The organism is Pseudomonas sp. FDAARGOS_761 (assembly GCF_013343155.1).
Taxonomy (GTDB): Bacteria; Pseudomonadota; Gammaproteobacteria; order Pseudomonadales; family Pseudomonadaceae; genus Pseudomonas; species Pseudomonas aeruginosa.
In genome coordinates, this window is sequence record NZ_CP054572.1 from 6,192,459 (window position 1) to 6,204,286 (window position 11,828).

Consider the following 11,828-nt stretch of genomic DNA (forward strand, 5'->3'; position numbering starts at 1 on the left):
GCGGGTCAATGCGCCCGGGCAAGGAAAAGCGTGCCTGGTTAGACCGTTGTGTTCGCCGCTTATGCCTGAGCGGCGGCGTCGGTTTCAGCGCAGGCCGATGTAGATGTTGTAGGCGCTGATCAGGGTGATCAGGGTGCCGACGATGACCAGCAGGGTGCGCGGCGAAAGCTTCTTGCACAGCAGGGCGGCGAACGGTGCGGCGAACAGGCCGCCGAAGACCAGCCCGGCGACCATCTTCCAGGTGTCCGGCTGGCCGGCGAGGAGGATGAAGGAGGTGGCGCTGGCGATGGTCAGGAAGAACTCGGCGAAGTTCACCGAGCCGATGGTGGTGCGCGGGTCGCTACCCGAGCCGATCAGGCTGCTGGTGACCACCGGGCCCCAGCCGCCGCCGCCGGCAGCATCGACGAAGCCGCCGAAGAGTGCCAGCTTGGCCACGTGGCGCGGTGCCCGGCGCTTGATCACGTGGCGGTAGGCCTTGCTCAGGATGTACAGGCCCATCAGCAGCAGGTAGGCGGAGATGAAGGGCTTGAGCTGGTGGCCGTCGAAGCGGGTTATCAGCACGGCGCCGAGCACCGCGCCGATCATTCCCGGCAGCAGCAGGCGGAGGAAGAGTGACTTGTTGACGTTGCCGAGCTTGACGTGGGAAATCCCGGAAAAGCCGGTGGTGAACACTTCGGCGATGTGCACGCTGGCGCTGGCAGCGGCCGGCGTGGCACCAGCGCTGAGCAGGAAGGTAGTCGCGGTGATGCCATAGGCCATGCCCAGCGCACCGTCGATCACCTGGGCGAAGAAGCCCACCGCCACCGCGCTCCAGAAACCCCGGCTGGTCAGGGCCTGCTCGATGATCTCGAAGCCGTTGCTGCCGCCGTTGTCGAAGAACAGGCGCCAGGCCAGGAAGGCGAGCAGGCCGACCAGGATCAGCACCGCCGCCCACATGGCGGCGCGCAGTACCGGGTGGTCGTCCGGATGGGTGACGAAATCTTCGACAGGAGGCAGACCTAGCGCCTGGTGTTCGGTGTTGATCGAACTCTGGCTGAGATCGAGGTCGCGTATCTTCATGCGGCAAGGCGCCTGACAGGAGGTGGTAGAACAGGCTGGAATAAGTGTGGCGGCGAAGATAATCGGCTTTTCTTAGTGCGTCTAAGAAGTTTTCCGAAGGTATTTATTCCATTGCGGCATTATCGGCCGCCGTTCTGTCAGGGCATCCCGTCAGGAGGAGCAACTGATTTCCAGGTGCCGCCCCCAGTCCGGTGGGCGCCGAGTGAAGCGCTCCATGCCCGGCTGTTCCTCGAACGGGCGACTCAGCACCTGGTGCAGCAAGCGGACTTCCGTGTAGTCGCCCTGCTCGGCCGCTTCGATAGCCTGCTGTGCCAGGTAGTTGCGTAGCACATAGAGCGGATTGACCGCGTGCATGCGCCGGCGCCGCGACTCCTGGTCTCCGCCTTCTTCCTCGACGCGCCGGCGGTAGGCCTCGGCCCAGCGGTCGAAGGCCTCGCGGTCGACGAAGTCGTCGCGCAGGCTGGCCAGCGCCCGCTCCGGAGTTTCTTCGCCGAGTCGGCGGAAGAACAGCGAGTAATCCACCGCGCTGCCCTGCATGCGCTGCAACAGTTCCTGGACCAGGGCCTGGTCGTTCTCCGCGGCGACGCCCAGGCCCAGGCGCCGGCGCATCAGGTCGAGGTAGTGGGCCTGGTAGAGGGGCAGGAACAGGTCGAGGCTGGCGCGCAGTTCGTCCACTTCCACCAGTGGCGTCAGCGCCTGGGCCAGGGCGGCCAGGTTCCAATGGGCGATCGGTACCTGGTTGCTGAAGGAGTAGCGGCCGGCGTCGTCGGAGTGATTGCAGATGTGATTGGCGTCGAAATCGTCGAGGAAGGCGTAGGGCCCGTAGTCGAAGGTAATGCCGAGGATCGACATGTTGTCGGTGTTCATCACCCCGTGGCAGAAGCCATAGGCCTGCCAGCGGGCGATGAGTTCGGCGTTGCGCTCGACGACCTGGCGGAACATCGCCGCGTACGGCCGCTCGGCTGCGTTGCAGTCGGCGAAGTGGTGTTCCAGGACGAACGCCGCCAACTGTTTCAACTGGTCGTGCTGGCGGGTGTAGTAGAAGTATTCGAAGTGACCGAAGCGCACGTGGCTGGGCGCCAGGCGCAGCAGCGTCGCCGCGCTTTCCTTCTTCTCGCGCCAGACCGGCGTGCTCGAACCGATCACGCAGAGCGCCCGGCTGCTGGGAATGCCCAGTGCCGGAAGGGCTTCGGAGGCGAGGAACTCGCGGATCGACGAGCGCAGCACGGCGCGCCCGTCGCCCATCCGCGAGTAGGGGGTCTGGCCGGCGCCCTTGAGGTGCAGGTCCCAGTGCTCGCCGGCCTGGTTGATCACCTCGCCGAGCAGCAGGCCGCGGCCGTCGCCCAGGCGCGGGTTATAGGAGCCGAACTGGTGGCCGGAATACACCATCGCCCGCGGCTCGGCCTCCGACCACAGCTTGTGCCCGCCGAACAGCTCGGCGAACAGCGCTTCGTCACTGGTTTCCGCTGGCAGGTCGAGCAGCGCCAGGGCGGCGGGGCTGGCTACCACCAGGCGCGGCTCGGCGATGGGGTCGGGCAGGACTTCGGTGGAGAAGGCGTCGCCCAGGCGGGCGAAGCGGTTGTCGAAGTCGAGGTCGTCGAGTGATTTCAAGAGAGGCCTCCGGCAATTCCCGAGCATTGTGCTGGGAATTGCCGGAGGGCGTCCAGGCCCGGAGGTTCAGCGGGTCGGTTCGGCGGGACCGTCCTGGCCCTTGAGCGCGGGCGGATTGCCGACGCCGCTGTGCTGTGGCTCGCCGACGAACAGCTGGACCTGCTGGCCCTGGAGGTTCTTGACGAACACATCGACCTGGTTGAAAGCCATGTCGATCTTGTGTTCGCGGAAGCTGGTGGCGATCTTCGTCAGGATCTCGTCGGTGGAGGGGTTGCGGTCGCCCAGTTCGCGGACGTGGAAGCGCAGCTCGTAGTCGAAGGTACTGGCGCTGATGGTCAGGAAGTACAGCAGCGGCTCCGGGTCGCGCAGTACCCGCGGGTTTTCCTTGACCGCCTGCATCATCAGCTTGCGCGCCAGCGGCAGGTCGGTCTCGTAGGCCAGGCCGATCTTGATGGTGACCCGGGTCACGGTATCGCTCAGCGACCAGTTCACCAACTGCCCGGTGATGAAGGTCTGGTTCGGGACGATGATCTCCTTGCGGTCGAAATCGGTGATGGTGGTGGCGCGGATGCGGATCCGACTGACCGTGCCGGACAGGTTGCCGATGGTCACCACGTCGCCGATTCGCACCGGACGCTCGAAAAGGATGATCAGGCCGGAGACGAAGTTGGAGAAGATCGCCTGCAGGCCGAAGCCGAGGCCTACCGAGAGCGCCGCCACCAGCCATTGCAGCTTGTCCCAGCTGACCCCGAGGGTGGACAGGGCGCTGACGATGCCGATGCCGCTGATGGCATAGGAAAGCAGGGTGGTGGTGGCGTAGGCGCTGCCCTGGGCCAGGGTCAGGCGCTGTAGCACCAATACCTCCAGCAGGCCGGGCAGGTTGCGCGCCAGGGCCACGGTGACCACCGCGATGGCCAGCGCCGCGAGGAAGTCGCGCAGGCTGATCGGCACGCTGGTGGCCGCTTCGCCGGTGCCGGCGGTGTACTGGTACAGGGTGACGTTGTCGAGGTAGGAGATCACGCTGATCAGGTCGGCCCAGACCCAGTACAGGCAGACGATGAAGCCGATCAGCAGGGCCAGGCGGATCAGCCGCAGCGATTGCTGGTTGATCTGCTCGATGCCGAGGGTCGGCTCCTCGACGTTGGTCTCGCCGTCGACGCCTTCCTTCGCCGCGTTCTGCCGTTTCGCCAGGGCCCGGGCGTAGGCCAGGCGCCGGGCCGCCACGCCCAGGCCGCGGACGAAGGCGGCTTCGATGACGAACCAGAGCAGCAGCAGGTAGAGGGTATCGATGAGACGGTCGGTGAGCTTCAGCGAGGTGTAGTAGTAGCCGAAGCAGACCGCGACGAAGAGCACCAGCGGCAGCGCGGTGAAGAGGAGGCCGACGATCATCTTGATCAGCGACGGACGCTCGTCGCCGGGGCTGCTGAACAGCAGGCGGCTGAGCAGCCAGGCCATGGCCGCGTAGCCGAGCAGGACCACGGCGATGCCGATCACGTCGTCGGCCAGGCTCGCCGGCTGGTGCTCGGCCACCGTCACCACGCCGACCAGCGCCAGGACCACAACGCCGAGGCGGACCAGGTGCCTGTCGAGGAAGCCGACCTGTTCGCGGCTCCAGTGGAAATGCCGCTCGGCGATGCCGCCCGGGGTGAGGATGCGATGGGCGGTGTAGAACAGCAGCCAGACCTGAGCCATTTCCAGCAGGGCGCTGCCGAGGGTGGCGTTCTGGCCGCGGGCGTCCAGCAGCAGGGCCAGGCCGGCGACGGCGAAGGTCAGGGTGCCGGGCAGGGCGAGGAGGATGGTGATCAGGATCGCCAGCGGGGTATGCAGCTGGCTGTCGCGCTTGAAGTGGCCGATGTCGTCGTTCAGCTCCGCCAGCTTGTCGTACAGGTAGCGGCGTTTCCACAGCAGCGCGGCGATCAGCAGGAACAGCGGCAAGAACAGCAGCGGCCGATCGACCAGGCCTTCGCCCAGTTCACGCACCCCGGAGCCCCAGGGGATCTCGGTGAGCTGGTTCTTCAGCAGGGTCGGGGTCATCTTGAACCAGGACAGGTCGAGCGGCTGGTTGCTGGGAATCCAGAACATCTGCTCGTCGAGGGTGGTGCGCAGGCTCTCGCTGGTGGAAAGCAACTGCTTCTGGTTCAACTGCAAGGTGATCGCTTCGTTGAGCAGCGCGTTGAGTTCGTGGTTGAGCCGTTCGAGCAGCTCGGAACGGGTTGCCAGCAGGGTGTCGAGATCCTTGCGCAGTTCCGGCGTGACCTGCTCGCTGGGCTGCTGGGCGAGCAGGTCGTCCAGGTATTGCTGCGGGGTCGCCAGCTTGTCGCGTTCCTGGTTCAGTTCGAACTGGCCGAGGCGCAGGTCGGCGATCTCGTCGGCCAGGCTCTGGTCGGTCTTGATCTTCGGCAGCGCCTGTTTCTGCTTGTAGAGGATGCGCGACAGCAGCAGGCTGCCGCGCAGGACGTTGATCTGTTCCTCGAGGGCCTGGTTGGACTGGGTCAGGTTGTCCAGTTGCTGCTTGGTCTCGAGGTTGCGCCGGGTGAGCACGTTGAGGCGGTCGGTGGCGCGCAGCAGGTAGTCGGAGAGACGCAGGTTCTTGGCGTTCTCCTGGCTCAGCAGGCTGTCGGTGCCGGCCCCCTGGGCGCCTTCCTTGGACAGCTCGGCGACGGTCTTTTCCGACTGCTCGCGGCGCTTCTCGCTGATCAGCGCCTGCAGGTCGAGGGTTTCTTTTTCCAGGCGCGAGATCTTCTCGGTGAGCAGATCGTGCTGGCTCTTGCCGAGGTCCTGCAGCAGGTTGTTGCCGGCCAGTTCCTGGCGCAACAGCTGGCTCTGCACGGTCAGCGCGGCCTGCTCGGCGAGCAGCTCGCCGCGACGGTCGGCGTTGATCGCCTTGCCGCTTTCCTTGCCGGCCTTGAGCAGCGAGCCGATCTCCAGGATTCGTGCCTGCATGCTGCTGATGCCGGCCTGGGCTCGTTCCGGGCGGGTCTCGGCGGTGATCGACAGGCTGTTGGCCTCGCCCAGGGCCTTCTGCCACTCGGCCTGCTGGGTGGTGCGGTCGTTGAGCAGCATCTCCAGGCGGGCTACGCTCTCGCCGCTGTAGCGCTCGCTGACCGGGCGTTCGCGGGTCTTCTTCAGGCGCTCCAGTTCGCGCTGGTTATCCTCGATCTGCCGGGGCGCGTCGCTCAGGCGCTTTTTCAGGTCTTCCAGGCTCTGTAGCGCTTCGTCGCGCGCGGCGAGGAACTTGAGGGTCTGTTCGAGTCTGGCCTTGACGACCTTCTGGTCGGCTTCGGCGAGCTTGCGTTCGGCCAGCTTGTCGAGGCTTTGCTGGACGGCTTCGGCCGAGGGCGGCTCGGACTGGGCGAGGAGCGGCGGACTGGCAAGGCAGAGGCCGAGGAAAAGAGTAGCGATCAGGGAGCGGAGGGCAGGCATGGTCGAGAAGAGACTCGAAGAAGGGTGAATGCAGGTTAGTGGTGGCTCCGGGACGCCGCAAGGCGTCACGGAACGGGGATTCGACAGGAAATCAGAGGAAAAGTCCGGGCCCTGGGCGGCCTTCCGGAAACTTCACGCCGACCTTGCGGATACGGTTGCCTTCCAGGGCGGCCACGGTCCAGGTCAGGCCGTTCCACTCCACCTGGTCGCCGATCACCGCTTCGCCGCCGATCTCGTGGGCGATGAAGCGGCCCAGCGCTTGCTCGCCGTCGATGCCGTCGAGCTTCAGGCCGTAGAGCGAGGCCACCGCCGACAGCTGGGCATCGCCTTCCAGCACGAAGTCGCCGAAGAAGCGCGCGCCGAGGCCGCGGTCGGGCGCCTGGCTGAACAGCTTGCCGAGGGCCGGCAGGTCGTGTTCGTGGCCGATCACGCAGAGGATGTCGTCGGCCTCGAGGATGGTGCTGCCCGACGGGTGGAGCAGTTCGGTGCCGCGGAACAGCGCGGCGATCCGGGTCCCGCCGGGCATCTTCAGCTCGCGCAGGGCGGCGCCGATGCACCACTTTTCCTTGTTCAGGTGGTAGACGAACAGCTCCCACTCGCTGGTCGGGTGGATCTCCAGGCCGGCGCGGGATATCGGTGCCGGGTCCGGCGGCACCACCACCCGCAGCAGCCTGGCCGCCCAGGGCAGGCTGGTGCCCTGCACCAGCAGCGAGACCAGGACGATGAAGAAGGCCACGTTGAAGAACAGCTGGGCGTTCGGCAGGCCGGCCATCAGCGGGAACACCGCGAGGATGATCGGCACCGCGCCGCGCAGGCCGACCCAGGCGATGAAGGCCTTCTCGCGGTCGTGGAAGGCGCGGAACGGGATCAGTCCGATCAGCACCGACAGCGGCCGCGCCACCAGGATCATCCACAGCGCCAGGGCCAGCGCCGGCAGGGCGATCGGCCACAGGTCGTGGGGGGTGACCAGCAGGCCGAGGACCAGGAACATGCCGATCTGCGCCAGCCAGGCCATGCCGTCGAGCATGTGCAGGATGCCGTGGCGGCTGCGGATCGGGCGGTTGCCGAGGAGCAGGCCGCACAGGTAGATGGCCAGGATGCCGCTGCCGCCGACGGCGTTGGCCAGGGCGAACACCAGCAGGCCGCCGCTAATCACCAGCAGCGGGTAGAGGCCGCCGGCCAGGTGCATGCGGTTGATCAGTTGCAGCAGCAACCAGCCGCCGCCGAGACCGAGCAGGGCGCCGAGACCGAACTGCTGCACCAGGTGCAGGACGAAGCCCCAGCTGAGGCCGGTCTGGCCGCTGGCGAGCATCTCGATCAGGGTCACGGTGAGGAATACCGCCATCGGGTCGTTGCTGCCCGATTCGATCTCCAGGGTCGCGGTGACCCGCTCGTTGAGACCTTTGCCGCCGAGCAGGGAGAACACCGCGGCGGCGTCGGTGGAGCCGACGATGGCGCCGATCAGCAGGCCTTCCATCCAGTGCAGGTCGAACAGCCAGGCCGCCGCGATGCCGGTCAGGCCGGTGGTCACCAGCACGCCCAGGGTGGCCAGCGACAATGCCGGCCAGAGCGCCACGCGGAAGCTGGAGACGCGGGTGCGCAGGCCGCCGTCGAGGAGGATCACGGCGAGCGCCAGGTTGCCCACCAGGTAGGCCACCGGATAGTTGTCGAAGACGATGCCGCCGACCCCATCGTTGCCGGCGATCATGCCGACGGCGAGGAAGATCACCAGGATCGGGATGCCCAGGCGGGAGGACAGCGAGCTGACGAGGATGCTCATGCCGACCAGCACCGCCCCGATCAGGAAGAAATTATTGACGGTGACGGCGTCCAAGGTCGGCCTCCTCGCGGCGGGACAGGGGGAAGGCGACGCTACGGGTCGGTTTTACGTAGGGGAATTACGTAGACAGGATGCAGGCCGCATGCCAAGTGATTCTAACCTGCGGATTTGGCGGACTGTAAAGGGGCGTCGGCGGTTTTTTTCGAAGGAATTCCGAGGCTTTCGCGTTGTCCGGGCGAGTGCGCGCGAACTCGCTGGCGTGGCCGCCAGGCAACGGCAACCCGGCGTTCATGCCAGGACATAAAAAAGCCCCGTACGTGACCGGGGCGGGAAAGGGCAGGCAGGATCAGAACCATTCTTCCTGCATGCTCGAACACACGTCGTCGCGGGCCTCCAGCAGCGCCAGTTCGTGGTGGCAGCCAGGCACTTCCCAGGTCAGGAAGTAGCGAGCGGCCTGCAACTTGCCGCGATAGAAGTCGGCGTCGGCGCAGTCGCCGCGAGCCAGCCCTTCCTCGGCGCGGATCGCCTGCTCCAGCCAGCGCCAGCCGATCACCGCATGGCCGAACACCTTCAGGTACAGCGCCGAGTTGGCCAGGCCCTGGTTGACCTGGCTCTGCATCAGGTCGCCGAGCAGCGCCAGGGTCACTTCGGACAGCCGCGCCACCAGCCGTTCCAGCGGCTGGCGCAGGGCGGCCAGGGATGGATGGGCTTCGGCGCGCCGGCAGGCGTCCTGGATCAGGCGGGTCAGCTGGCGCAGGCCGGCGCCGTTGTTCTGCCCGACCTTGCGTCCCAGCAGGTCGAGGGACTGGATGCCGTGGGTGCCTTCGTGGATCGGGTTCAGGCGATTGTCGCGGTAGTACTGTTCCACCGGGTATTCGCGGGTGTAGCCGTGGCCGCCGAGGATCTGGATCGCCAGCTCGTTGGCCTTCAGGCAGAACTCCGAGGGCCAGGACTTGACGATCGGGGTCAGCAGGTCGAGCAGTTCGTGGGCCTGGCGGCGCTGTTCGTCGTCCTCCAGGGTCTGGCTATCGTCGAACAGGCGCGCGGCGTACAGGCCCAGGTCGAAGGCGCCTTCGACATAGGCCTTCTGGGTCAGCAGCATGCGCCGCACGTCGGCGTGGCGGATGATCGCCACCTGTGGCGCGCTCGGGTCCTTGCCGTCCGGCAGGCGGCCCTGCGGGCGTTCGCGGGCGTACTCCAGCGAATAGAGGTAACCGGCATAGCCAAGCATCACCGCGCCCATGCCGACGCCGATGCGCGCCTCGTTCATCATCTGGAACATGTAGGCCAGGCCGTGGTGCGGCTTGCCCACCAGGTAGCCGACGCAGGCGCCGTTGTCGCCGAAGTTCAGCGCGGTGGAGGTGGTGCCGCGATAACCCATCTTGTGGAACAGGCCGGCGAGGATCACGTCGTTGCGCGGCCCGAGGCTGCCGTCGGCGTTGACCAGGAACTTCGGCACGATGAACAGCGAGATGCCTTTCACCCCCGGCGGGGCATCCGGCAGTTTGGCCAGGACCATGTGTACGATGTTCTCGGAGAGCGGGTGGTCGCCGCCGGAGATGAAGATCTTGTTGCCCTTGATCCGATAGCTGCCGTCGGCGACCGGTTCGGCACGGGTACGGATGTCGGAGAGGGAGGAGCCGGCGTGCGGTTCGGTGAGGGCCATGGTGCCGAAGAAGCGGCCCTCGATCATCGGTTGCAGGAAGCGCTGCTTCTGCTCCTCGCTGCCGAAGCTCTCGATCAGGTTGGCGGCGCCCATGGTCAGGAACGGATAGGCCGAGCTACCGACGTTGGCCGCCTGGAAGTGGGCGAAGCAGGCCTGCGACAGCAGGGTCGGCAACTGCATGCCGCCTTGCTCGAAGCTGCGGGTGGCGTTGAGGAAGCCGGCGTCGAGGAAGGCATCCACTGCCGGCTTCACTTCCGGAATCAGCGTGGCTGAGCCATTCTCATAGAGCGGCTCGTGTTCGTCGCCCTTGCGGTTATGCGGGGCGAACAGCTTTTCCGCCAGGCTCCGCGCGGTGCCGAGGGCGGCATCGAAGGTTTCGCGGCTATGTTCGGCGAAGCGCGGGCGCTGGGTCAGGGCTTCGGCATCGAGGACTTCGTACAGCTCGAACGCCAGGTTGCGGGAACTGAGCAGGGTTTCGGACATGACGACCTCGGCGAAAGGGGATCGTGGGGCGGCGCGGCGAAGGCATCGACCGTCGCAGGCGGTGCCAGGGTGCCAGCGAGTCTAGGCTGGTGAATGAAGGTCGCCAACCAACATCGATATGCGTGATACAAGGGCCAAACCTGCGACGGCGAGACCGCTGCCGAAGCCTCGGGAGGCTGGTAGAATCCGCGCCCCTCGCCCATGGGCGAGGGCCTGTGCCGACGCGGGGTCGGCGCGAATCCGCCGGGGCCGGGCGGTCCGGCTAGCAGCGCTGCCTGGCGCTGTCCAAGGAGCAGTCATCATGAACTATCGTCACGCTTACCACGCCGGCAACCATGCCGATGTCTTCAAGCACCTGGTGCTGGCGCGGATCTTCGCCCTGCTGGGGCGCAAGGACACGCCGTACGCCTACCTGGACAGCCATTCCGGGGTCGGCCTCTACGACCTGCAGGGTGACGAGGCCAGCCGCACCGGCGAGTGGGAGCAGGGCATCGCCCGCCTGTGGGAGCGCGAAGGCCTGCCTGAGCAACTGGACGATTACCTGGACGTGATCCGTCACCTGAATCCGGACGGCTCCCTGCGCTACTACCCGGGCTCGCCGGAACTGGCACGGCGCCTGACCCGCGCCCAGGACCGCGTGCTGCTCAACGAACTGCATCCCGAGGACGGCCGCCTGCTCAAGGCCAACATGGCTGGCGAACGGCGGGTCGCCGTGCACCAGGGCGACGGTTGGCTGCTGCCGCGGGCGTTCCTGCCGGCGCCGGAAAAGCGCGCGGTGCTGCTGATCGATCCGCCGTTCGAGCAGGCCGACGAATTGCAGCGTTGTGTCGCTGCGCTCGACGAGGCGATCGGGCGGATGCGCCAGACGGTGGTGGTGATCTGGTATCCGATCAAGGACGAGCGCCAGCTCAAGCGTTTCTACCAGGCCCTGGAACGTAGCGTCGCGCCGAAGCTGCTGCGTGCCGAGCTGCACGTGCATCCGATCGACGACGCCGAGCGTTTCAACGGCTCCGGGCTGGCCATCGTCAATCCGCCGTGGCCGCTGGAGGACGAACTGCGCGACCTGCTGCCCTGGCTGGCCGAGGTCATGGCCCAGAGCCAGGGCGGCTGGCGTCTCGACTGGCTGGTGGCGGAATAGTCGTCAGGCCGGCAGGCACACCCCGGTGCCGCCCAGGCCGCAGTAGCCGTTGGGGTTCTTCGCCAGGTACTGCTGGTGGTAGGCCTCGGCGTAGTAGAAGGGCGGGACGTCGGCGATCTCGGTGGTGATGCGGTCGTAGCCGGCTTTCGCCAGTTCGGCCTGGAAGCTCTCCCGGCTGGCCATGGCCGCGGCCTTCTGGGCCGCGTCGAAGGTGTAGATCACCGAGCGGTACTGGGTGCCGATGTCGCCGCCCTGGCGCATGCCCTGGGTCGGGTCGTGGGCTTCCCAGAATACCTTGAGCAGCTGTTCGAAGCTGGTCTCCTGCGGGTTGTAGACCACCAGCACGACCTCGCTGTGGCCGGTCAGGCCGGAGCAGACTTCGTCGTAGGTCGGGTTCGGCGTGTAGCCGCCGGCATAACCCACCGCAGTCACCCAGACGCCCGGTTGCTGCCAGAGGCGACGCTCGGCGCCCCAGAAGCAGCCCATGCCGAACAGCACCTGTTGCAGGCCGGCGGGGAACGGCGCGGTCAGCGGGCGGCCGTTGACGAAGTGCGCTTCGGGCACCGGCATGGCGCTTTCGCGACCCGGCAGGGCCTGGTCCGGCGTGGGCAGCTCGCTTTTCTTGGTGAGGATTTCAGAACGCAGAACCATGGCTCTCGTCTCCTGCT

7 protein-coding genes are annotated in these 11,828 nt (G+C 66.7%); 1 reads left to right on the plus strand and 6 read right to left on the minus strand.

Annotated features, from left to right (window positions below; genetic code table 11):
- Positions 1–84 precede the first annotated feature (84 nt).
- The 5 genes from FOC67_RS28825 to FOC67_RS28845 form a co-directional block, all read right to left on the minus strand.
- The gene (locus FOC67_RS28825) at positions 85–1,059 is read right to left on the minus strand and encodes a sulfite exporter TauE/SafE family protein (protein WP_003095804.1); all 975 of its coding nucleotides are present in this window, start codon (positions 1,057–1,059) and stop codon (positions 85–87) included.
- Positions 1,060–1,209: 150 nt separating this feature from the next.
- Positions 1,210–2,670, minus strand: coding sequence for a protein adenylyltransferase SelO (gene selO / locus FOC67_RS28830; protein ID WP_003116144.1), 1,461 nt, complete (start codon positions 2,668–2,670; stop codon positions 1,210–1,212).
- Between the two features lie 66 nt (positions 2,671–2,736).
- Complete coding sequence (mscK, locus tag FOC67_RS28835; protein WP_003095799.1) at positions 2,737–6,093, minus strand: mechanosensitive channel MscK; 3,357 nt, start codon at positions 6,091–6,093, stop codon at positions 2,737–2,739.
- 91 nt (positions 6,094–6,184) lie between these two features.
- Entirely contained in the window at positions 6,185–7,927 is a 1,743-nt protein-coding gene (locus FOC67_RS28840; protein ID WP_003095795.1) for a potassium/proton antiporter, read from the minus strand.
- A 292-nt stretch (positions 7,928–8,219) separates the two neighbouring features.
- The gene (locus FOC67_RS28845) at positions 8,220–10,022 is read right to left on the minus strand and encodes an acyl-CoA dehydrogenase (RefSeq protein WP_009314391.1); all 1,803 of its coding nucleotides are present in this window, start codon (positions 10,020–10,022) and stop codon (positions 8,220–8,222) included.
- Positions 10,023–10,323: 301 nt separating this feature from the next.
- On the opposite strand from FOC67_RS28845, the gene FOC67_RS28850 reads away from it, so the two are divergent.
- A complete protein-coding gene (locus FOC67_RS28850) occupies positions 10,324–11,160 on the plus strand; it encodes a 23S rRNA (adenine(2030)-N(6))-methyltransferase RlmJ (RefSeq protein ID WP_003095790.1) in 837 nt (278 codons plus the stop codon).
- A gap of 3 nt (positions 11,161–11,163) precedes the next feature.
- Here FOC67_RS28850 and msrA read toward each other — a convergent pair whose 3' ends face one another.
- Complete coding sequence (msrA, locus tag FOC67_RS28855) at positions 11,164–11,811, minus strand: peptide-methionine (S)-S-oxide reductase MsrA (protein ID WP_003095789.1); 648 nt, start codon at positions 11,809–11,811, stop codon at positions 11,164–11,166.
- Positions 11,812–11,828 lie beyond the last annotated feature (17 nt).

Excerpts from the sequence above, each read along its gene's own strand:
- FOC67_RS28850 (WP_003095790.1), top strand. The coding sequence starts at position 10,324 with ATGAACTATCGTCACGCTTACCACGCCGGCAACCATGCCGATGTCTTC.
- FOC67_RS28845 (WP_009314391.1), bottom strand. The coding sequence starts at position 10,022 with ATGTCCGAAACCCTGCTCAGTTCCCGCAACCTGGCGTTCGAGCTGTAC.
- mscK (WP_003095799.1), bottom strand. The coding sequence starts at position 6,093 with ATGCCTGCCCTCCGCTCCCTGATCGCTACTCTTTTCCTCGGCCTCTGC.
- msrA (WP_003095789.1), bottom strand. The coding sequence starts at position 11,811 with ATGGTTCTGCGTTCTGAAATCCTCACCAAGAAAAGCGAGCTGCCCACG.
- FOC67_RS28825 (WP_003095804.1), bottom strand. The coding sequence starts at position 1,059 with ATGAAGATACGCGACCTCGATCTCAGCCAGAGTTCGATCAACACCGAA.